Annotated in this window: 19 protein-coding genes; 9 read left to right on the top strand and 10 right to left on the bottom strand. The window is 52.7% G+C overall.

Annotated features, from left to right (window positions below):
* Positions 1–46: 46 nt before the first annotated feature.
* From pyk to gcl, 6 genes are all read right to left on the bottom strand, one after another.
* Positions 47–1465 (bottom strand): pyruvate kinase, encoded by a 1419-nt coding sequence (gene pyk, locus ACLPHM_RS08875; protein WP_430220883.1) that lies wholly within the window; start codon positions 1463–1465, stop codon positions 47–49.
* Positions 1466–1485: 20 nt separating this feature from the next.
* Positions 1486–1881 (bottom strand): GlcG/HbpS family heme-binding protein, encoded by a 396-nt coding sequence (locus ACLPHM_RS08870; protein WP_135865005.1) that lies wholly within the window; start codon positions 1879–1881, stop codon positions 1486–1488.
* A gap of 24 nt (positions 1882–1905) precedes the next feature.
* Positions 1906–3168: a glycerate kinase type-2 family protein gene (locus tag ACLPHM_RS08865; protein WP_430220882.1), complete on the bottom strand. Its 1263-nt coding sequence runs from the start codon at positions 3166–3168 to the stop codon at positions 1906–1908.
* 121 nt (positions 3169–3289) lie between these two features.
* Entirely contained in the window at positions 3290–4174 is an 885-nt protein-coding gene (gene glxR, locus ACLPHM_RS08860; RefSeq protein WP_430220881.1) for a 2-hydroxy-3-oxopropionate reductase, read from the bottom strand.
* A 35-nt stretch (positions 4175–4209) separates the two neighbouring features.
* Entirely contained in the window at positions 4210–4989 is a 780-nt protein-coding gene (gene hyi / locus ACLPHM_RS08855) for a hydroxypyruvate isomerase (RefSeq protein WP_430220880.1), read from the bottom strand.
* Positions 4990–5013: 24 nt separating this feature from the next.
* On the bottom strand, positions 5014–6789 hold the full coding sequence (gene gcl, locus ACLPHM_RS08850; protein ID WP_430220879.1) for a glyoxylate carboligase: 1776 nt from the start codon (positions 6787–6789) through the stop codon (positions 5014–5016).
* A 115-nt stretch (positions 6790–6904) separates the two neighbouring features.
* Between gcl and ACLPHM_RS08845 the strand changes: the two genes are divergently transcribed.
* Positions 6905–7828 (top strand): LysR family transcriptional regulator, encoded by a 924-nt coding sequence (locus ACLPHM_RS08845; protein WP_430220878.1) that lies wholly within the window; start codon positions 6905–6907, stop codon positions 7826–7828.
* A 6-nt stretch (positions 7829–7834) separates the two neighbouring features.
* On the opposite strand, the gene ACLPHM_RS08840 is transcribed toward ACLPHM_RS08845, so the two are convergent.
* The 3 genes from ACLPHM_RS08840 to uraD all read right to left on the bottom strand — a co-directional run bounded on the left by ACLPHM_RS08840 (position 7835) and on the right by uraD (position 9228).
* Positions 7835–8020, bottom strand: a complete 186-nt coding sequence (locus ACLPHM_RS08840) for a tautomerase family protein (protein WP_430220877.1) — start codon at positions 8018–8020, stop codon at positions 7835–7837.
* Between the two features lie 70 nt (positions 8021–8090).
* Entirely contained in the window at positions 8091–8588 is a 498-nt protein-coding gene (locus ACLPHM_RS08835) for an ureidoglycolate lyase (protein WP_430220876.1), read from the bottom strand.
* A 106-nt stretch (positions 8589–8694) separates the two neighbouring features.
* Entirely contained in the window at positions 8695–9228 is a 534-nt protein-coding gene (gene uraD / locus ACLPHM_RS08830; protein ID WP_430220875.1) for a 2-oxo-4-hydroxy-4-carboxy-5-ureidoimidazoline decarboxylase, read from the bottom strand.
* A 166-nt stretch (positions 9229–9394) separates the two neighbouring features.
* Between uraD and ACLPHM_RS08825 the strand changes: the two genes are divergently transcribed.
* From ACLPHM_RS08825 to ACLPHM_RS08790, 8 genes are all read left to right on the top strand, one after another.
* Entirely contained in the window at positions 9395–10363 is a 969-nt protein-coding gene (locus tag ACLPHM_RS08825; RefSeq protein WP_430220874.1) for a LysR family transcriptional regulator, read from the top strand.
* A gap of 81 nt (positions 10364–10444) precedes the next feature.
* Positions 10445–11557, top strand: coding sequence for an MraY family glycosyltransferase (locus ACLPHM_RS08820; RefSeq protein ID WP_430221384.1), 1113 nt, complete (start codon positions 10445–10447; stop codon positions 11555–11557).
* 44 nt (positions 11558–11601) lie between these two features.
* A complete protein-coding gene (gene tviB / locus ACLPHM_RS08815) occupies positions 11602–12876 on the top strand; it encodes a Vi polysaccharide biosynthesis UDP-N-acetylglucosamine C-6 dehydrogenase TviB (RefSeq protein WP_430220873.1) in 1275 nt (424 codons plus the stop codon).
* A 15-nt stretch (positions 12877–12891) separates the two neighbouring features.
* On the top strand, positions 12892–13917 hold the full coding sequence (locus ACLPHM_RS08810) for an SDR family oxidoreductase (RefSeq protein ID WP_430220872.1): 1026 nt from the start codon (positions 12892–12894) through the stop codon (positions 13915–13917).
* 32 nt (positions 13918–13949) lie between these two features.
* A complete protein-coding gene (gene murJ / locus ACLPHM_RS08805; protein ID WP_430220871.1) occupies positions 13950–15263 on the top strand; it encodes a murein biosynthesis integral membrane protein MurJ in 1314 nt (437 codons plus the stop codon).
* A gap of 38 nt (positions 15264–15301) precedes the next feature.
* Positions 15302–16411 carry a glycosyltransferase family 4 protein gene (locus tag ACLPHM_RS08800; protein ID WP_430220870.1) on the top strand — a complete coding sequence of 370 codons (1110 nt, stop codon included), beginning with the start codon at positions 15302–15304 and terminating at the stop codon, positions 16409–16411.
* A 19-nt stretch (positions 16412–16430) separates the two neighbouring features.
* Positions 16431–17540 (top strand): glycosyltransferase family 4 protein, encoded by a 1110-nt coding sequence (locus tag ACLPHM_RS08795; protein WP_430220869.1) that lies wholly within the window; start codon positions 16431–16433, stop codon positions 17538–17540.
* 4 nt (positions 17541–17544) lie between these two features.
* The gene (locus ACLPHM_RS08790) at positions 17545–19866 is read left to right on the top strand and encodes a glycosyltransferase (protein WP_430220868.1); all 2322 of its coding nucleotides are present in this window, start codon (positions 17545–17547) and stop codon (positions 19864–19866) included.
* Here the strand turns inward: ACLPHM_RS08790 and ACLPHM_RS08785 are convergent.
* A complete protein-coding gene (locus tag ACLPHM_RS08785) occupies positions 19855–21240 on the bottom strand; it encodes a phosphomannomutase/phosphoglucomutase (protein WP_430220867.1) in 1386 nt (461 codons plus the stop codon). The two genes, ACLPHM_RS08790 and ACLPHM_RS08785, sit on opposite strands and share 12 nt — an antisense overlap.
* Between the last annotated feature and the right edge of the window lie 100 nt (positions 21241–21340).

The following is a 21340-nucleotide window of genomic DNA, read 5'->3' as shown; positions in this document are numbered from 1 at the left end:
GGCTGATGTGACTCAGCCCCTATTTTTCGTACAACCTTACAGCGATTTACTCAGTAATCGTAGCAACGTGCAGCAAGTTAGTGCTACCGCTATGACCAAAGGGTAGGCCGGCAATAATCACCACGGTATCGCCCACTTTAGCGAACTCGTAACGTTGAGCGATACGTGTGGCGTGGTGCACCATTTGCGTAACATCGGATACGTGCTCAAAGGGTACGGGGTGTACACCCCATGCCAATGCCAAGCGACGTGCCGTGTGCAGACTAGGCGTCAAGGCCATGATGGCTGCATGCGGACGCTCACGGCTGGCACGCAGAGCACTGAAACCACTGGTGGTGTAGGCAATGGTGGTCGCGGGCGACAAGATATCTGTTACGCGGCGCAAGGCACAGCAGATTGCGTCTGGTGTGTTTTGATCCGGGTTGCTGTGGTTGTCATCCAAACCTTTACGCCATTCTGGATCGTGCTCTACTTCCTGAATAATGCTGTCCATAATTTGTACAGCAGCTTCTGGGAATTGACCGGAAGCCGACTCAGCAGACAGCATGACGGCATCTGCGCCAGAATAAATCGCGGTGGCAACGTCAGAGGCTTCAGCACGCGTCGGTACAGGCGATGTGATCATGGATTCCAGCATCTGCGTGGCAACCACGACAGGACGGCCATGCGCACGCGCTTTTTTCACGATCCGGCGCTGTAGTACTGGCACAGACTGTGGCGGTACTTCTACGCCCAAGTCGCCACGAGCAACCATCACGCCATCGCTGAGGCGAATGATCTCATCTAGGTGATCTAGCGCAGCCGGTTTTTCCAGTTTGGACATAATCCAAGCACGGTTACCTATCAGTTTGCGTGCTTCTTCAATGTCGCTTGGGCGTTGTACAAAAGACAGCGCCACCCAATCTACCCCTAAAGACAAACCGAATTCCAAATCTTTCAGGTCTTTTTCGGTCAGTGGCGAGATGGGTAGAACCACACCGGGAACGTTCACACCTTTGCGATCCGACAAGGCGCCACCCACCATAACGGTGGTTTCGGCGAAGTCAGGGCCGAAGCTGTCTACGCGTAAGCGCAGTTTGCCATCGTCCAATAAGAGGTCGGTGCCGTTTTCCAGTGCAGCAAAAATTTCGGGGTGAGGCAGGCAAGCACGAGTGCTATCGCCCTCGCTGGTGTCCAGATCAAGGCGAAATTTCTGGCCTTTCTCTAGCATAACTTTGCCGCCTGCCATGGCACCAACACGGAGTTTGGGGCCTTGTAGATCCATCAGGACGCCGATAGTGCGACCGCTGTTCATTTCTAGTTCACGGATGATACGCAGTCGGGCGGCGTGATCTTCATGGGTACCGTGGCTGAAATTTAAGCGGAAAACATCCGCACCAGCTTCAAACAGTTCACGGATTTTTTCCGGTGTAGAACTGGCTGGCCCTAGTGTAGCGAGAATGCGTGCACGTCGTTGACGTCTCATGATGGATCCTTTGATGAAAATTACAGGGCGTTTACGCCTGCAAGAGCGATGCGGGCATCGTCAGCCGCTGCTACGCCGGATACACCTACCGCACCGATGACGTTGCCATCAACAATGATGGGTTCGGCACCTTCTAGTGGTTTGATAGGCATAGCCAAAGCAGCAACACGACCGCCGTTGACCATATCTTCCAATGCTTTGGTGGGTTTGCCACTCAATGCACTGGCGCGGGCTTTATCAGGTGCAATGGTGGCACTCATTACTGGAGCGCCATCAAGGCGTTGCAGCCAAAGTAGGTGACCACCAGCATCACAAATAGCGATACTGACTTTCCACTGGTTTTCTTGCGCTTTTTGTTCAGCGGCCTGAGCAATACGTTTCAGGTCATCCAGTGTCAGTTGTTGAACGGTTTTCATGGACAGATACTCTCTTAGCAAAAGTTAAAGAATTAGTATGGCTCGGAAATCGTTGACGTTAGTCAGGGTAGGGCCGGTAATCACAGAATCGCCAAGCGCTTCAAAAAAACCGTGCCCATCGTTGTTGTCCAAACTATCGCGTGGACGTATTCCAAGTTTCCAAGCTCGTGCTAGTGTATCAGGGGTGCAGACTGCGCCTGCAATTTCCTCTTGTCCATCGACGCCATCGGTATCGCCAGCAAGGCCATAGACCTCTTTGGCACCATTCAATGCGATAGCGGTAGAAAGTAAAAACTCCACATTACGGCCGCCGCGACCTGAGCCCTTGATCGTGACAGTGGTTTCACCGCCAGATAACAACACACAAGGAGCGGGTACGGGTTGACTGTGGGCACGTACACTGAGGGCAATGCCAGCCATGACTTTACCTACATCACGGGCTTCGCCTTCAATGCTGTCGCCTAGCAATACCGGGGTCACGCCAGCGTCTTGAGCGACTTTGGCGGCGGCTTGCAGCGCCAGTTGTGGGGTGGCAATCAAGTGTGTAGTCACACGTGCCAGTCGTGGGTCATCGGCTTTGATGCTTTCGCCTTCACCGGACTCTAAATAGCGGCGTGCACCTTCAGGCAGTTTGATGCCATAACGGCGTACGATTTCTAGGGCTTCTTCGCAGGTGGTAGGGTCTGGCACAGTAGGGCCTGAGGCGATGTCGATAGGATTATCGCCAGGCACGTCTGAAATCAGCAGATTCACGACTTGGGCAGGGTGGCATGCAGCAGCCAAACGCCCTCCCTTGATTTGGGAAAGGTGGCGGCGCACGCAATTCATCTCAGTGATGTTGGCGCCAGAGCGCAGCAACTCACGGTTGATGTGTTGTTTGTCTTCCAGCGAAATGCCAGGGCCTGGGAGCGGCAGCAAGGATGAGCCACCACCGGAGATCAAGCAAATCACCAGATCGTCTTCGGTCAGGTTGCTCACCGTTTCCAGCAGCGTGTTAGCGGCGTTAAGCCCCGCTTCGTCGGGAACGGGGTGAGCCGCTTCCAGAATACGAATGTGTTCGCAAGGAACCGCATAGCCATAACGCGTGACGACTACACCTTCCAGCTTACCTACCCAGTGCTGCTCTAGGGCTCTAGCCATTTCTGCTGACGCTTTGCCGGCGCCAATCACAATGGTTCGGCCTTTAGGCGCAGCGGGGAGAAACGGTGGAATGCAGGCTTCGGGCAATGCAGCACGAACCGCAGCATTAAACATGTTCTCAAGTAAGTGACGTGGTGTGGTGGTCATGTGGCTTGTTCCTGTGTTAGTGCTAGGTATATGACAAGTAGTAAAGGACCATAAATTCAAATCTAGCGGGGATGAAAAAGGCGGGTGCTGTACCCACCTTTCTCAAACAGCTAGTAGGGGATTATTGGCCGATTTCGTAGTTTGCCATGATCTCCAGCGCGCGCACGATAGCAGAGTGATCCCATGCGCCACCACCGTGAGCTGAGCAGGTGTTGAACAGCTCTTGTGCAGAGGCTGTATTTGGCAAGGCCACGCCCAACTGTCGTGCGGTGGTCAGTGCCAAGTTCAGGTCTTTCTGGTGCAGCTCAATACGGAAGCCAGGATCAAAAGTACGTTTCACCATGCGCTCGCCGTGTACTTCCAGCACGCGAGAGTTAGCAAACCCCCCCATCAGCGCTTCACGAACTTTGGCTGGATCAGCGCCAGCTTTGGCGGCCAACAACAAGGCTTCGCCTACGGCTTCGATGTTCAGCGCAACGATGATCTGGTTGGCAACTTTGGTGATTTGTCCATCGCCGTAACCCCCTACTAGAGTGATGTTTTTACCCATCAGCTCAAACAGAGGTTTTACCTGATCAAAGGTGGCTTGTTTACCGCCCACCATGATGGTCAAGGATGCAGCTTTAGCACCTACTTCACCGCCAGATACCGGAGCGTCTAGGTACTCAGCGCCCAATTCAGTAATGCGTTTAGCAAACTCTTTGGTTGCTACAGGGGAGATGGAGCTCATGTCCACCACAATTTTGCCTGCGCTCAAACCAGCGGCAACACCGTTTTCACCAAACAGTACGTCTTCAACGTGTGGGGTGTCTGGCACCATGGTGATGATGATGTCTGCTTTCTGAGCGACTTCTGTAGCGTTGGCACATACAGTAGCACCAGCTTCAGGAATGCTGTCAGGGGTAGTGCCGCGAGTGTAGGTATACAGTTCGTGTCCACCTTTGATTAGGTTGATAGCCATGGGTGTACCCATGATGCCCAAACCAATAAAACCAATCTTGGCCATAGTATTCTCCTTAAAAATTCTTGTAGTACGTGCGATTAGTTCGTCAGTGCTTTGATCCAGCCCAAACCGTCGGTGGTGACACCGGCCGGTTTGTATTCGCAACCTACCCAGCCGTCATAGCCGATTTGATCCAGATAGCGGAACATCCAGGGGTAGTTGATTTCCCCTGTGCCTGGCTCATTACGGCCAGGGTTGTCTGCCAATTGGATGTGGGCGATGCGTGACTGGTGTGCTTTGATGGTGTTCGCCAGTTCGCCTTCCATGCGCTGTGCATGGTAGATGTCGTACTGAATAAACAGGTTGTCTGAGCCTACTTCGTCCAGAATGGCCGCGGCTTGAGCGGTGTAGTTCAGGAAGAAACCAGGCATATCAAAGCTGTTGATAGGCTCGATCAGCAAACGGATATTGGCGGCTTTCAGCTCTGCAGCGGCGTAGCGTAAGTTTTCCACAAAGGTTTTGTGGGCTACAGCTTTATCCAGACCTGCAGGAACCAAACCAGCCAAGCAGTTCACTTGTTTGCAGTTCAGTGCAGTGGCGTACTCAATGGCACGGGCTACGCCCTCTTTGAACTCGTCTACGCGATCCGGCAAGCAAGCAATACCGCGCTCCCCAGCCGCCCAATTACCTGCGGGCAGGTTATGCAGAACTTGCGTCAAGCCATGTTGTTTCAACAAGTCTGCCAGCTGTTGCTTATCAAAATCGTAGGGGAATAAATATTCCACGGCGTTGAAGCCTGCCTGAGCAGCTGCTTGAAAGCGGTCTAAGAAGTCCACTTCGTTAAAAAGCATAGTCAGGTTGGCAGCAAATTTTGGCATGAGGGTCTCCGATGTAAAACGTATTTATTGAATGGGCAGAGTAGCGGTAGGAGCGTCAGCGGAAGATTCAGCCAAAGCCTCAAATTCGTTGACGTTGTGCAGCTCAGTGCCCATAGCGATATTGGTGACACGCTCCAGAATCAGTTCAATGACCACAGGTACTTTGAACTCTTTCATCCAAGCACGGGCTTGAGCGAAAGCTGGTTGGATGTCTTCAGGTTTGCGTACGCGGATGGCTTTGACGCCCAAACCTTCTGCTACAGCAACGTGGTCCACGCCGTAGCCTTCGGTTTCGGGGGCGTTGATATTATCGAAGGCCAACTGCACGCAGTAGTCCATCTCAAAGCCGCGCTGTGCTTGTCGGATCAAGCCTAGGTAGGCGTTGTTCACCAGCACGTGAATATAGGGTAGGCCAAATTGTGCACCCACGGCCAATTCTTCAATCATGAACTGGAAGTCGTAATCGCCCGAAATAGCGACCACTTCTTTGCCTGGCAACGCCGCGACCGTACCCAGAGCAGCAGGGATAGTCCAACCCAATGGGCCAGCTTGACCGCAGTTGATCCAGTGACGTGGCTCGTACACGTGCAAGAACTGCGCGGCTGCAATCTGCGACAAACCAATGGTGGTGACGTAGCGGGTGTCACGGCCGAAGGCGTGGTTCATTTCTTCGTACACACGTTGCGGTTTCATCGGTACCGCATCAAAGTGTGTTTTGCGCTGCATGGTGGCTTTGCGCTCTTGGCACTCGGTGGCCCATGCTGAACGGTCTTTGAGTTTGCCGGCTGCCTTCATTTCTTTGGCAACAGCGAGCAGTTGTTCCAGTGCAGCACCAGCATCCGACACAATACCGAAATCAGGGCCAAATACACGGCCAATCTGCGTAGGTTCAATATCAATGTGGATGAAGCGGCGGCCTTTGGTGTATTCCTCTACCGAGCCTGTGTGACGGTTAGCCCAACGGTTACCGATACCGATCACAAAGTCGGACGCCAATACGGTAGCGTTACCGTAGCGGTGCGAGGTTTGCAGGCCAGCCATACCCGCCATCAGTGGGTGGTCGTCAGCAATAGTGCCCCAACCCATCAAGGTAGGAACAACAGGGATGCCGGTCAGTTCAGCAAACTCTTGCAGTTTGTCGCTGGCGTTGGCATTGATAATACCGCCACCGGCTACGATCAAGGGACGATCAGAGCTGTTCAGCATCTCTAGCGCTTTTTCGGCTTGAGCGCGTGTGGCGGCTGGTTTGTATACCTCTAATGGCTGGTAGGTATCGATATCGAATTCAATTTCAGCCATCTGCACATCAATAGGCAGGTCGATCAGCACAGGGCCTGGACGGCCAGAGCGCATGATGTGAAAGGCTTGTTGGAACACGAAAGGTACCAAAGCAGGTTCGCGTACCGTCACTGCCCACTTGGTCACAGGCTTAGCGATAGATTCAATATCTACGGCTTGGAAGTCTTCTTTGTACAGACGAGCACGTGGTGCTTGGCCTGTAATACACAGCATAGGAATGGAGTCTGCAGAAGCAGAGTACAAACCTGTAATCATGTCGGTACCGGCAGGGCCAGACGTACCAATACATACACCAATGTTTCCAGGAGCTGCACGTGTGTAGCCCTCAGCCATGTGAGAAGCACCTTCTACGTGTCGAGCCAGAATGTGCTCGAAGCCACCGTTTTTCTTCATTGCAGAATAAAACGGATTGATGGCGGCGCCTGGTACGCCAAAGACTGTACTGATGCCTTCTGCACGCAGAACGGCGGCGGCGGCGTCAACGGCACGCATTCTGGCCATAGTTATCTCCTTTTGTTGGTTCTATGTGTAAACGATAGTTTTAGTTATGATAGGTATGGCTGTCATCGCTTAAAAGAGGTGATAGTATTGCTTCTGCCGATACTAGGAGTATTGAATGAGTCGATATACGGAAATTAGAAGTTTTGTTTTGGTGGCAGAGAAAGGGAGTTTTGCCGCCGCCTCCATCATTGAGGGCGTAACGCCAGTGGTGATGGGGCGTAGGTTGGATGCCTTAGAGAAACGCTTGGGTGTGCGCTTGATGCACCGCTCTACGCGTGGGCTGACTCTCACCGATTTGGGAGAGCAGTTTCTAGAGCAGAGCCGCCAGTTGCTTAAAGATTTTGATGCGGCAGAGGCCAGCATTAGTGCCCAGCGTACGGTGGTGCGAGGGCACTTGGTGGTATCCGCTCCGGCGGCATTTGGTCGCCAGCATGTAGCACCGCACGTCATTAACTTTCGCAAGCGTTATCCTGAGTTGAAGCTGTCGTTTAACTTTACGGATAGCGTGGTGGATTTGGTGCGCGAAGGCTATGACATGGCTTTGCGTATTGGTGAGGTGACTGACCCTAACTATGTGGCTGTGCGATTGTTCCCAAACCGTCGTGTCGTGTGCGGTACGCCTGAATATTTTGAACGGTATGGTATGCCTAGAGTGCCTGAAGACTTAGCACGGCATAATTGTTTGGCGTTTAACCTGCAGGGGGGGCAGCAGCGTGGTTGGTCTTTTATGCGTGACGGCAGGCCATTTGCGGTACGCGTAGATGGTGATTTGGACTGTAACGATGGCGAGTTGCTGTATGGCTGGGTGAAACAAGGCTGGGGTATTGGCTGGCGTTCTACGTGGGAAATACAAGCCGAGCTTAAGCGTGGCGAGTTGGTCACCGTGTTAGATGACTATTCTTTGCCCAGTTACGACATTCAAGCGGTGTATCAGCAACAGCGTTATTTGCCAGCGAAAGTGCGTGCTTTCATCGACTATTTGCGTGTGGTGTACAACCAGCCAGGCTATTGGGAAGGCGAAGCACCGCCTATGCGCTAATGGCTTTTAAGGCTTTGTGGGCAGCGAGGTGGACTGCAGCCAGTTGTGCTGTGGTACTTCCTCAATGCGTACATACACCGCTTTAGGCGGGCAGTTGAAGACACGGCACGCCGCTGCTGTGTAGGCTTCGGCTAGCTCGCGCTTAGTATCGGTAGTGAGTGCGGCGGGTACGCGTAGCGTAATGGCAGGCATAAGGGCTTTCCTATGAACGCAAAAAGGCATGTGCAATGCACATGCCTTATCTTACTGCGGTAGCGCCTACTTAGGGAGCTGCAATGAGCGCAGGCTCAGCCAAGGTGATCACATCACAGTTATCACCAGGGCCTTTACGGTCAATCACCAAGAAGTCCACTACCTCGTCTAAGCCCAGCAAAGGGTGATGCCATACGCCAGTCGCGTAGTTCACACCTTGATTGCCTTGGGCAAGGAACAAGCGTAGGTCTTTGACCTCGGGGGTAGGGCCCGCTTCGGCAACCACCACAAGATAAGGTAAGCCTGATAGCGGGATAAATGCTTGGCTGCCTTTAGGGTGGCGTTCCATCATGGTGACGGTAAACGGTAATGTACGAGGTTGGCCACGGAAAATGGACACGATGGCTTTACCGTCAGGGCCGGGTTCGATGTTGGCTAGGTCGTGATAGCGTTCGGTGTTGCCTTCGTTGATGGAAAAGTGTTGGGCTTGATCAGAAGCCTCAATCACGTCACCAAACGGGGCAAACGTGTCACGATCCAGTTTTTCTAAGCGTAAAGTAAGGGTCATGGTGTGATCCTAGAATGAAGCTAAGCATGGTGCAAAAGCGAGGGCCTGCAACATACGGTGACAGGCCCTGTGCTTTTTAGCAAGACAGGATAGTGGTGCGCAGAGGCTAGGCTTCGCCAAAGCGAGCGTGCAGCCTGAAGCCGGCAATTTTGCCGATTTCGGTCAAACAGCGCAGAAACTCTTGTTCTTCATTGTTTTGCAGACGCTCTTCCACTGAATCCATGATTTGGTGGCGCGACATACCTTTCACCGCAACGATGAAGGGGAATGCAAATTTTTCTTTGTATCGTGCATTCAGGCTGCGTAGGCGTACCAATTCTTCTGCGGTGCACTGGTCCAAACCGGCACCACGTTGTTCGCCTGTGGATTCTTTAGTGAGTGTGCCTGCCTCGGCTTCTTTACCCGCTAATTCCGGGTGAGCCAAGATCAGTGCTAATTGTTCTGACTTGGGGGCGTTAAGCATCACATCACACATGGCTTGATGCAAAGCATCCACATCAGCGAACGGACGTTTCTCCCACGTGCGTTCAGCCACCCATGGGGAGTGCTCGAAAATACCATCCAAGCTGGCAATGAATTCAGCCTGTGATTGGTGCGATAACTGAGTGATAGCATGCTCAGGGTGGGCGTATGCAGTCATGGCGGTAAATCCCTGTATAAGACTTTATTGTATAGCGTCATAACAGTTTAAGTATTTTGCTTTCGTTTGAAATAGAATAAAACGTATAACATATATACGTCACCGATTATCTTGACTGATCGTGGTGTGGTCTGGCGGATAGTCCTATATGTAGGAGGAGGCAGTAATGGCAACCAAGCGCGATGATAATCCGCTGGATACCTATTTGTTACGCGTATTTTGTTTGTTGATTTCTGAGCGCAGCGTATCGCGTACAGCATTCAAGCTGAATCAGTCTCAACCCGCTGTTAGTGCTGCATTAAAACGGTTGCGAGACATTATTGGCGACCCACTCTTAGTGCGCGAAAAAGGGGGCATGGTCCCCACAGAGCGTGCGTTGTCGCTATTGGCGCATGCTAAAGGGGCATTAGCTGAAATTGAGTGCATGGTAAATGTCTCAGAGAGCTTCGACCCCAAAACCAGCAAAAATGAATTTCATATAGGCTCTCCCGATTACTTGGCCCCCGTATTTGTGAGCCGAGTAGTGGAGTGTTTGCGCCGAGAAGCACCCGAGGCCAGATTGAGTTTGCATACGTTGGATGCGCAGTCTGATTTTGAGCGTGCCTTGGCTGAAGGCGAACTGGATATTGTGATTGGTAACTGGCCAGAGCCGCCAGATCGCATGCACTTATCCATGCTGTTGGAAGACGAAATCGTGTGTTTGATGGCAAATAGCCATCCGTTAGCGCGTAGAAAGGCTGGGTTGAGCTTGGATGATTATGTCAAAGCTAGACACGTGGTGCCTCTGCCGTATGCCATTAATCAACGAGGCGTGATTGATGCGACCTTGGCGACCTTACGTGTGCGACGAGACGAAAGCGTGATGGTGCAATCTTTTTCAGTTGCTCCCTATTTGTTACAGAATACTGATCTGGTTTTCACCACCTCCCGCCACTTTGCGGAGTATTATGCACGTTTACTACCGTTAACCATTTTAGAGGCCCCGGTAGAGTTCCCTCCCATGCGTTTTTATCAGCTTTGGCACGAGCGTCATCAGCACTCCCCCAGCCATCGCTGGTTGCGGCGTTTGTTAGGGGAATGCGGCGGGGCATTAAATGCAAAGAATGTTCAGGACAACACCGTTACCGCACAGTAAAGCGCGGTATGATGACGTCCCTAGCATAGATTCCCGAGGGAAATAGAAGTGAGCTCGCTGCAAGTATGGGATCCGCTAACAATGCTATCGATTTGCGCCGTAGCATTTCTGGTGGGTGGGCTAATTGTGATGTCCGAGCGCTGGCATGGAAAACTGACCGGCGACAGCGACATGAGCAAACCGCAGGCAACGCATTTGCGTCCTACGCCGCGGGTAGGCGGGCTGGCCATTCTGGCTGGTACTTTGGCTGGGCTACTCGTGCTGGGGCCTGCTCACATGACCTTAAGTTGGTTGTGGCCTGTACTGTTTGTGGCAGCCATGCCGGTGTTTGTGGCCGGTTTGGTAGAAGACATCACTAAAGACGTGGGTTCCATGAAGCGGCTGTTAGCCGCTTTTGCCTCGGCCGCCATTGCGTGGTGGTTGTTAGGTGGCGTGTCGCGCGTGGGCGTGTTCTGGGTAGATTGGATCCTAGATTTCTGGCCTATTTCCCTGTTATTTACCATGATTGCAGTGGGTGGTTGTACGCACGCACTGAACATCATTGATGGTATCAATGGTCTGGCTGGCATGATTGCCATCCTAATGGCGGTTTCGTTGTCGTTGGTCGCTTGGCAAGTAGGCGACTACCCCATCTTTCTGATTGCTGCCGCACTGGCTTCGGCCACGTTGGGCTTTTTGGCGTGGAACTTTCCTTTTGGGCGCGTGTTCCTTGGGGATGGTGGTGCATATTTTTTAGGCTTTATGCTGGCTGAGCTGGCTGTGCAACTGGTTATTCGCAACCCCACCGTATCGCCTTTCTATGCGTTGGCCGTATTGTTTTATCCCGTATTTGAAACCTTATTCACGATTTGGCGTCGAAAGTTTAAACGTGGTGTGCCTGTGGACAGGCCCGATGCGTTGCACTTGCACCAGCTGATTTTCCGCCGAATGGTGCGAGTGAGCGTGGTGGCCTCAGGGCGTCGTCACGTGCCGCCTATGTCTAATGCCATGGCCTCGCCGTACTTGTGGGGCATTGCATTAGTAGGGTTGATTCCTGCCACCATTTGGTGGGATAACACCTGGATATTGGCACTTAGTATTCTGGCCTTTGCCTGTAGTTATGTCTGGCTGTATGCTCGACTGGTGCATTGGCGTAGGCCTGCTTGGTTATTACTGCCATCGGTTAGACGCGCACGTCGCGAACGACAGCAGTAGAATGATAACTGTGTATTGATTATTGATCCTCAGGGGAGAGCATTTTGCAAGTCAAGGACATTAAACTCGCCGTGATTGGACTGGGCTACGTGGGGTTGCCACTGGCTGTCGAGTTTGGCAAAAAACGTCCGGTTATCGGCTTTGATATCAACACCACGCGCATCGCTGAATTAAGTGCCGGTCAGGACCACACTCTGGAAGTAGAGCCAGAAGAGCTGAAACAAGCTGCTCACTTGCGCTTCACTCATGAGACTGCTCAATTGTCTGAGGCCAATGTGTTCATTGTGACGGTGCCTACTCCTATCGATGATTACAAACAACCCGATTTGACACCTTTGGTACGTGCGAGCGAAACCATTGGTAAAGTGTTGAAAAAAGGCGATATCGTGGTGTATGAATCCACGGTGTATCCCGGTGCCACCGAAGAGGTGTGTGTGCCAGTGTTAGAGCGAGTCTCTGGCCTGCGCTTCAACGAAGATTTTTACGCGGGCTACAGCCCAGAGCGTATCAACCCCGGTGATAAAGTTCACCGCCTGCCTAGCATCCGCAAAGTTACCTCAGGTTCTACACCTGAAGTGGCCGATTTGGTGGATGGCCTGTACGGTGAAATCATTACTGCGGGTACGCATAAAGCGGCCTCTATCCGTGTGGCTGAAGCCGCCAAAGTCATTGAAAACACGCAGCGTGACGTCAACATCGCGTTGATCAATGAGCTAGCGCTGATTTTCAATAAATTGGGTATTGATACCCAAGCCGTATTGGAAGCCGCCGGTACAAAATGGAACTTCCTGCCTTTCAGACCTGGTCTGGTTGGCGGTCACTGTATCGGTGTGGATCCTTACTACCTGACCCATAAAGCGCAATCCATCGGCTATCACCCAGAAGTGATTTTGGCGGGTAGACGTCTGAATGACTCCATGGGGGCTTACGTGGCATCCCAATTGGTCAAAGCAATGACCAAAAAGCGTATTCAAGTGCAAGGCTCGCGCGTGTTGCTGTTGGGTCTGACATTCAAAGAAAACTGCCCCGACCTACGTAATACGCGTGTGGTCGATATCATTAGCGAACTGGCTCAGTACGATGTGAACGTCGATGTGTACGACCCGTGGGTAGAAGCCGACGAGGCTCGCCGCGAGTACGGTGTAGACGTCGTCAGCTCGCTGGATGAAGGTCAGTATGATGGCGTGATTATTGCGGTCGCTCATAAACAGTTCGTGGAAATGGGTACCGAGCGTTTGCGCGCTCTGGGCAAAGCCGATCACGTACTGTACGACCTGAAATACGTACTTCCACAAGACGCTTCCGATCTGCGTCTGTAAGGCCAAGAGAACATCATGAGTGAAGCATTGCAAAAAGCATGGCAAACTCTGGAAGCCCAACCACGTACGTGGTTGGTGACTGGGTGTGCCGGGTTTATTGGTTCCAACCTATTGGAAGCCTTATTGCAGCACGGGCAAAAAGTGGTGGGTCTGGATAACTTTGCTACCGGACACCAACACAATTTGGACAGCGTGCAGCAAAACGTAGGCCCAGAAAACTGGGCGCGTTTCCGCTTTATCGAAGGTGATATTCGCCACCCAGAAACCTGCCAACAAGTCTGCAAAGGCGTAGATTACGTATTGCATCAAGCGGCATTGGGTTCGGTACCCCGTTCATTGAATGACCCACTGACCACCAACGAGGTGAACATCAGTGGTGCTTTGAACATGATGGTGGCAGCGCGTGATGCGGGCGTAAAAGGCTATGTGTACGCTGCATCCAGCTCTACCTACGGCGATCACCCCGGCTTGCCTAAAGTGGAAGACACCATTGGTAAGCCATTGTCGCCATACGCTGTGACCAAATACGTGAACGAGCTTTATGCCGATGTGTTTAACCGTGCTTACGGTTTCAGCAGTGTGGGCTTGCGTTACTTCAACGTGTTTGGCCGACGACAAGATCCTAACGGCGCGTATGCGGCGGTAATCCCACGTTGGATTGCGACGATGGTTGCTGGCGAGGTCGTGACCATTAATGGTGATGGCGAAACCAGCCGTGATTTCTGCTACATCGATAACGTCATCCAAGCCAATATTTTGGCAGCGCTGGCTGAAGGTGAGGCTCGCGCTCAGGTGTACAACGTTGCCGTGAGTGGTAGAACGACCCTGAATGAGCTGTTTGGCTATCTGAAAGCTGAGCTCAAAGCCAACGGTGTGGAGTACACCTTGGATGCCGTACACGGCGAGTTCCGCCCTGGCGATGTACGTCACTCTCAGGCGGATATTTCTAAAGCAGGCCGTTTGCTGGGCTACGCACCAGCCTTCACCATCCAGCAAGGGTTGGCACAAGCCATGCCTTGGTACTTGCGGTTCTTGGGGTGATATTTAAACGGTTGTGGCAGCGCTGGAGCGCAATGCATACAGACCACCACCGCATTGCCAGAGGGGCAATGCGCGTGGCGGTCTTTTTGCTGCTGGGTAAGTTTGCAGGTGCTTTAAAAGAAATGGCCGTGGCGTATCGCTACGGTATCAGTGATGTGGTGGATGCCTACCAGTTCACGATGGTGATGGCGAACTGGTTGCCCGTTACGCTTGTTGGCGCCATGTCAGTAGTGCTGATTCCCGTGCTGGTGCGTTCACGCCATCAGCCTGAAGCACAACGTCAACGATTCCTCGGTGAGTTGCTCACCAGCACGATGCTCTTAGGCTTGGCGCTGGGGGCCTTACTCTGGTTCTGCTGGCCGTGGGTGATGCAAATCATGGGTACAGGCTTGGACGCCGGTACCAAAGCGATGAGCATGGAGCTTATCCATGCGTTTGCTCCAGCGGCATTATTTACGTTGTTGATAGGCTTAAGCGCGGCGCGACTACGCGCCAGAGAGCGACACATCAATACATTGCTGGACAGTGTGCCAGCGTTTTCTATACTGATTTGGGTACTGCTGACACCACCGGGGGCTATGGCAGGGCCACTGCTGTGGGGGACGTTGTTGGGCTATATAGTGCAGTGTGTGTGGCTGCATATTTTGGCGCAACGAGCTGATCAAATTTCTGTACGCCCGCAATGGGGGTGGCAGGCTGAGCAATGGCCAGCATTAATGCAAGCGGCCACTATCATGTTGATTGGTCAGGTGGCCATGAGCTTTGTGGGCCCTGTGGATCAGTACGCCGCAGCACAATTAGGCGGTAATGCCAACGCGACATTTGGCTATGCCAACCGTTTTATCTCCTTAATGCTGGGGGTGGGGGCTGCCTCAGTGGGGCGTGCCGCATTACCAGTATTGGCCGACATTATTAGCCAAGGGGATACGCAACGCGCACGTGCAATGGCATTGCGGTGGTCATTGCTGATGGTGCTGGCAGGTCTGGTTGTGGCGTTAGTGGCGTGGGTGTTGGCACCGTGGGGTATAGCGTTGCTGTATGAGCGCGGCGCGTTTACGGCCGCAGATACCGCTAAAGTGGCTGGTGTATTGCGCTGGGGTGTGATGCAGTTGCCGTTTTATTTTGGCGTTCTAGTCTTAGTGCAATTATTAGCCAGCCAGCAGCGCTACCGGTTAATGGCCAGCATCGCCGTATTAAATTTTATTGTTAAGGCCATATTGACCTTAACCCTCGCCCCGCGCTTGGGTGTACAGGGTATTATGCTGGCGACCAGTTTGATGTATACCAGCTCGTTTGTATGCTATTTTCTGGCAGCCAGTCGCCCCGTTAAAGTGACGACTAACTAAAATTTCTGTGACCTATTTCTGATCGCATGATGCATATAATGATTGTCATCCATTCCCTAGGTGGGGGTGGTGCAGAACGAGTGGCAGTGGATCTAGCCACATACTGGCAGAAGCTTGGGCACAAAGTGTCCTTGGTGACGCAAAGTACGCGCGAGTCGGATGTGTATAGCCTGCCGGATAGCGTGCAGCGCTTTGTGTTGGGCACAGCAGGAGATTCCGGTGGCGGTTGGCGTGGTGCCTTGGCCAACTGGAAACGCATACGTAAATTACGCCGAATTTTCCGCAAACAAAAACCAGACTGTGTGCTGGGGATGATGACGACGTCGTCCGTATTGGCGGTTGCTGCCGCTAAAAAGCTGCCGTGCAAAGTGATCGTGTCGGAGCATACGCATCCGCCTTATCAGAAGCTGCCCGAAGTGTGGCAGAAGCTACGTCGGTGGGCCTACCCGCGTGCGGATGCTGTGGTGGCCTTAACCTCAGGTACAGCCAGCTGGATACAGAAAAATGTACCCGGCTCAAATGTAGTGATTATTCCTAACTCGGTACGCTGGCCGTTGCCTGATGCGCAGCCCGTGATTACGCCACCAGAGCGTGAAGGTAGGCAGCGCTTATTGGCAGTAGGGCGACTACACCCAGTGAAAGGCTTTGATGTACTGATTCAGGCTTTTTCTCTGCTGGCCAAGTATTTTCCTCATTGGGATTTAGTCATCGTGGGTGAAGGTGCTCAGCGTGAGGCCTTACAAGCACAGATTGATAGCCTACAGATGGGGCAGCGCATTGAGTTAGTGGGTAGAGCAGGCAACATACGTGAATGGTACGAAGCTTCTGACTTGTACGTACTGAGTTCGCGCACTGAGGGCCTGTCTAACACCTTGTTGGAAGCTATGGCATGTGGTTTGCCTGCTGTGGCGTTTGACTGTGATACTGGCCCACGCGAAATCATTCGTGCTGACTTGGATGGCGTCTTAGTACAACCGGTTGAAGACCCAGAAGCCTTGGCTGCGCACCTTTCCGATATGATGGCTCACCCCTTGAAGCGTGTGGCGTTTTCTCGCCGTGCCGTGGATGTACGTGACCGTTTTTCAGCGGCTAGGATCATGGCGCAATGGGAGCAATTACTAAAGGCACCAACGCGAACCAAACGTTGAGAACCCTACGGATGCAAGAGTGAAAATACTTTTTTTTGTGGGTGCAATGAATGCCGGCGGGGCTGAGCGAGTAGCAGCCACGTTAGTGAATGCGTGGGCAGCACGTGGCGATGAGGTGGTGTTGGTGCCTACTCATTTGGGGTCTTCGCGTAGCTTTTATCCCATTAACGATAATGTTCGCGTGCATTGGTTAACGCAGCATTTGCCTGCCTTGCCACTGCCTAGCGCATTACGTAAATGGTTGGGTATGCGGCGTGTGGTGCGCCAAGAGAAACCCGACGTGGTGTTGAGTTTCCTGACCAATGTTAACGTGGCGACGTTACTGAGTTTGCGTGGGGTTAATGTGCCTGTGGTGGTGTGCGAGCGCACCAACCCTGCTCATGCTACGAATGTGGGGCGAGTGTTAGGGTGGTTGCGACGCCGATACTATGGCAATGCATCGGCGGTTTGTGTACAAACCTCTGATGCGGAAAAAGCCTTACGTACCATGGTGCAACGTCTACCAGTAGTGGTCGCTATCCCCAATCCATTGCCTACTAATATTTGGCATATTCAGCGTCAGGAATCCGTAGAAAAAGAAAACTCTGCGCGCATTGATGCGTTGGGTAGGCTCGTGCCAGCCAAAGGTTTTTCACTGTTAATTAATGCGTTTGCGGAAGTGGCTGAACAGCGCCCTGATTGGCAGTTATACATACATGGTGAAGGTCCGCAGCGTGCGGAGTTAGAACGACAAGCTGAGCTAGTAGGCTTGAAAGATCGTATTCATCTTCCGGGTCGTACTGAATACCCATGGCATGAGTTAGCACATTCGCAGATTTTTGTGTTGAGCTCGCAGTACGAGGGTTTTCCTAATGCCTTGCTAGAGGCGATGGCGCTGGGCTTGCCTTGTGTGACTACCGATTGCCCGAGTGGGCCTAGTGATATTTCGCAGCAAGGCAAAGATGCACGGCTAGTGCCAGTAGGCAATAAAGCTGCCATGGCACAAGCCTTAGCAGAGTTGATGGATGATAGGCGTTTACGCGGTGCATTAGGGCAACGCGCAGCGCAATCCGTACGTGATCGCTATGCACTGGATGTAGTGCTGCAGCAGTGGGATCAGGTGTTTAAACAGGTTATGCAAAAAGAGTAGTGGTATGAGCCAAGACGCTACACCCCCTTTCATTGTTGTACATATTATTTCCGGCCTGGGGCAGGGCGGTGCTGAAGCCGTCTTATTCCGTTTGGTGACGGCGTCTAACCCCAATGCGCAGCACATTGTGATCTCCATGGGGGGTGAGGATATTTACGGCGAGCGATTGCGTCAGGCTGGCATCACCTTGTATTGCTTGCACATGGGCGGCGTCTTAGGGTTGATTCCTGGTTTTTTTAAACTGCGTAATTTGCTCAAAAGTTTACGCCCCGATGTGGTGCAAACGTGGATGTATCACGCGGACCTTATAGGCGGTATGGCAGCACGTAGCGCGGGTGTGAAGCGCATCGTCTGGGGGATACGTAACTCTGGCGAAAATCTACACAAAGGTAGCCCAAAGTCCCGCGTGGTAGCGTGGGTATGTGCCAAACTTTCTACTCGTATTCCTACCGCCATTGTGGCGTGTGCAGAAAATGCCGCTCAGCGCCATCAAGCCTGGGGTTATGACGCCGACAGGATGGTGGTGATCCCTAATGGCTATGATTTGCGACGTTGGAAAGTGCCAGAAGGTACGCGTGAGCAAATGCGCCACGAGCTAGGGTTATCGCTAGAGCAGCCAGTCATTGGTGCTATCGCACGATGGAACCCGCTTAAAGATCATGCCAATTTGTTGGCCGCTTTTTCCCAAGTCGTAAAAAGCGTTCCTGATGCGCGTTGCGTGCTGGTGGGCGAGGGGCTAAGCGCCGATAACGCCAGTGTGATGGCGTTGTTAGAGCAGCATGGCTTGGTGGATAAGGTGTTGCTATTAGGGCGTAGGGATGATATTCCCGCCATCATGGTGGCGTTAGATATTCATGTGTTGTCTAGCCAAGCAGAAGGTTTTCCTAATGTGGTGTGCGAGGCCATGGCAGCGGGCGTGAGTTGCGTGGTCACAGACGTGGGTGATGCTGCCAGTATTTTGGCAGGTACGGGTGTGGTGGTGCCTCCCCGTAATGCCAAAGCGCTGGCACAAGGCATTATTCAAGTGCTGGGTGATGTGCATTCGCCTGAGCGACAAAAGCAGCGTGACCAAGCTTTGGTGCGTGTACAGCAGTTTGGCTTAGACAAAATGGTGCAGCGTTACGTTACGTTGTGGCAAGACGGTGTTCCCCAAGTAGAGGCGGAGTGCCGGCTGCTGATGGTGGTGAATAACCCAGCGTTCTTTTTGTCGCACCGTGTACAGATTGCGATAGAGGCCAAGCGGCAAGGGTATGCCGTACATATAGCGACGATGGCAGGCGAGGCCGTGCAACAGATACGAGCGTTGGGCTTCACGCATCACGCGCTGCCCATGAGCCGTAGCGGTAAGAACCCCTTGCAAGAGCTGCACACACTGTATGTGTTGTACCGGTTGTTTCGTAAGGTCAAACCTGCAGTTGTGCACGCCGTCACCATCAAGCCTGTTATTTATGGCGGTATTGCGGCGAGGTTGGCCAAAGTGCCGGCTTTTGTGGCGGCGGTGTCGGGGCTAGGCTATGTGTTCATTAATGAGCAAGCCGGTCTGGTACGAAAATTAGCCATTTTGTTGTACCGCATGGCATTGGGTCACAAGAACAGCAGGGTGATTTTCCAGAACACCAGCGATAGAGATGTGTTGCTGCAGGCAAAGGTGGTGCGCCAAAGTCAGGTGGTGATGATTCGTGGTTCCGGTGTGGAGTTGCAGAAATTTCCGCTACAGCCTAGCCCCCCAGAGCCACCAGTGCAGGTGTTGATGGTAGCGAGGTTGCTAAACGATAAAGGGGTGCGCGAATACGTGGAAGCGGCCCGCTTAAGTGGTGAGGCTGGTGACGCCATAGCGTGGCGTATTGCTGGCGGCCCTGATGCTGGTAACCCGGCTAGCGTGAGCAAAGCGCAAATGCAGCAATGGCATGATCAGGGCATTGTGCAGTGGCTGGGTGAGCGCTCCGATATCCCCACGTTGTACGCACAAAGCCATATTGCCGTGTTGCCATCCTATCGTGAAGGCTTGCCTAAATCGTTGGTGGAGGCGGCAGCGGCAGGTGTGCCGGTGGTGACTACCGACGTGGCAGGTTGTAGAGATGCCATCGAACCCGGTGTAAGCGGTGTGTTAGTCCCCGTGCAAAACGCCAAAGCCTTATGGTTGGCGGTGCAAGAGTTGGCAAACGATAAAGCCTTGCGTGAACAGATGGGGCAGGCTGGCAGACAATTAGCAGAAGAGGTGTTTGATGTGCACAAAATTGTGCTGCAACACCTAGAGGTTTATAAAGCATTAGGGGCTGTGCCAACTGAGCGGCCAGCCCCTAGTCCTCAGCGCTTAGAAGGGTAGTGCCAGATCCGGGCGCAGACGTTGAATAGCTGTACGGAATTCATGTTGAATACGTACTAGCGCTTCTTCGTTTTGGGCCTCAAAACGTAGCACCACTACTGGCGTTGTGTTGGAGGCGCGAGCCAAACCAAAGCCATCTTCATACTCGGCACGAATGCCATCAATGGTAATGCGCTCTTGAGCGGTTTCGAAAGCATCGGACTGCTGTAGTTGCGCGACGAACGCATGAGGCTCGCCTTCGTTCATAGGCAGTTTTAGCTCTGGGGTGGATAAGTCTTGTGGCAAGCCTTCCAGCGTTTCGGACGGCTCATGGTTGCGTGCCAAGATTTCCAATAAACGCGCACCGGTGTACAGGCCATCATCAAAGCCGTACCAGCGTTCTTTAAAGAAAATGTGACCGCTCATTTCGCCAGCCAAGGGGGCGCCAGTCTCGGCGAGTTTGGTTTTAATCAATGAGTGACCGGTTTGCCACATCAGCGGTGTGCCACCCGCTTTGCTGACTTCTAGGCCTACGTGGCGGCTGCATTTCACATCGTAAATAATGGAAGCACCAGGCTCACGTTGCAAAATATCGCGCGCAAACAGCACCAGTTGACGGTCAGGCCAGATGATTTCGCCAGACTTGGTGACGACGCCTAAGCGGTCGCCGTCGCCATCAAAAGCTAAGCCTAATTCGCAATCACTGTTTGCTACGTGATGGATCAGGTCAGCCAAGTTAGCAGGGTCAGCGGGATCGGGGTGATGGTTGGGGAAGTCGCCATCTACGTCACCATAAAGCATGTCTACCTGACAGCCTATAGATTGGAACAGGGCTTCAGCCAACACAGCGGCCGCACCGTTACCGCAGTCAATAGCGACTTTCATGGGGCGTACCAAATGTACGCTAGTGTGGATTTCTTCGATGTACTGATCCAACAGGCTTTGTTGTGTGCACTCACCAGGAGTAGCGGCTGGGGTAAAACCAGCTTGCATAGCATGCTTGAGTTGTTGGATGTCGTCGCCGTGTAGTGTACGGCCAGCCATCATCATCTTGAAGCCGTTGTACTCAGGTGGGTTGTGGCTACCTGTAATGGCTACGCCTGTACCGGTTTTGAGTACGTGAGCGGCGTAGTACACCAGCGGCGTGGGTACTAAACCTAAATCTATACTGTTTGCCCCTACGCTATTAATACCAGCGTGCAAGGCAGTGGCCAATTCAGGGCTGCTGTGTCGGCCATCATAGCCAACGACAACGCTGTCAACACCGTTTTTCAGTGCTTCGGTTCCCAATGCTTGGCCCAGCAAGTGGGCAAAGGTGGCATTGAGTTGTACAGGGACGGTTCCCCGTATGTCGTAGGCCTTGAAAACAGCATCAGGCAAGAGTGTGGAGGTCATGAAAATCCTCATGAAAGGCAATGATTAACCCCTTATTATCGCTCAGGGGAGTATGCTATGAAACAGATAAACACAGCTTTGGTTTTTTTTAGAGGCATTG

Origin of the sequence: Paenalcaligenes sp. Me131, from assembly GCF_050487225.1 — a bacterium.
In the GTDB taxonomy this organism is placed as follows: Bacteria; Pseudomonadota; Gammaproteobacteria; order Burkholderiales; family Burkholderiaceae_B; genus Paenalcaligenes.
The sequence above is the reverse complement of the archived record's forward strand: the minus strand, read 5'-3'. Positions and strand labels throughout refer to the sequence as shown.

What these genes read in the sequence shown, in the direction of transcription:
- hyi (WP_430220880.1), bottom strand. Translation starts at nt 4,989, where the DNA reads ATGCCAAAATTTGCTGCCAACCTGACTATGCTTTTTAACGAAGTGGAC.
- ACLPHM_RS08825 (WP_430220874.1), top strand. Translation starts at nt 9,395, where the DNA reads ATGGCAACCAAGCGCGATGATAATCCGCTGGATACCTATTTGTTACGC.
- ACLPHM_RS08790 (WP_430220868.1), top strand. Translation starts at nt 17,545, where the DNA reads ATGAGCCAAGACGCTACACCCCCTTTCATTGTTGTACATATTATTTCC.
- ACLPHM_RS08800 (WP_430220870.1), top strand. Translation starts at nt 15,302, where the DNA reads ATGATTGTCATCCATTCCCTAGGTGGGGGTGGTGCAGAACGAGTGGCA.
- murJ (WP_430220871.1), top strand. Translation starts at nt 13,950, where the DNA reads ATGCATACAGACCACCACCGCATTGCCAGAGGGGCAATGCGCGTGGCG.
- ACLPHM_RS08820 (WP_430221384.1), top strand. Translation starts at nt 10,445, where the DNA reads ATGCTATCGATTTGCGCCGTAGCATTTCTGGTGGGTGGGCTAATTGTG.
- ACLPHM_RS08865 (WP_430220882.1), bottom strand. Translation starts at nt 3,168, where the DNA reads ATGACCACCACACCACGTCACTTACTTGAGAACATGTTTAATGCTGCG.
- glxR (WP_430220881.1), bottom strand. Translation starts at nt 4,174, where the DNA reads ATGGCCAAGATTGGTTTTATTGGTTTGGGCATCATGGGTACACCCATG.
- uraD (WP_430220875.1), bottom strand. Translation starts at nt 9,228, where the DNA reads ATGACTGCATACGCCCACCCTGAGCATGCTATCACTCAGTTATCGCAC.
- pyk (WP_430220883.1), bottom strand. Translation starts at nt 1,465, where the DNA reads ATGAGACGTCAACGACGTGCACGCATTCTCGCTACACTAGGGCCAGCC.
- ACLPHM_RS08835 (WP_430220876.1), bottom strand. Translation starts at nt 8,588, where the DNA reads ATGACCCTTACTTTACGCTTAGAAAAACTGGATCGTGACACGTTTGCC.
- ACLPHM_RS08785 (WP_430220867.1), bottom strand. Translation starts at nt 21,240, where the DNA reads ATGACCTCCACACTCTTGCCTGATGCTGTTTTCAAGGCCTACGACATA.
- ACLPHM_RS08845 (WP_430220878.1), top strand. Translation starts at nt 6,905, where the DNA reads ATGAGTCGATATACGGAAATTAGAAGTTTTGTTTTGGTGGCAGAGAAA.
- ACLPHM_RS08810 (WP_430220872.1), top strand. Translation starts at nt 12,892, where the DNA reads ATGAGTGAAGCATTGCAAAAAGCATGGCAAACTCTGGAAGCCCAACCA.
- ACLPHM_RS08840 (WP_430220877.1), bottom strand. Translation starts at nt 8,020, where the DNA reads ATGCCTGCCATTACGCTACGCGTACCCGCCGCACTCACTACCGATACT.
- ACLPHM_RS08870 (WP_135865005.1), bottom strand. Translation starts at nt 1,881, where the DNA reads ATGAAAACCGTTCAACAACTGACACTGGATGACCTGAAACGTATTGCT.
- gcl (WP_430220879.1), bottom strand. Translation starts at nt 6,789, where the DNA reads ATGGCCAGAATGCGTGCCGTTGACGCCGCCGCCGCCGTTCTGCGTGCA.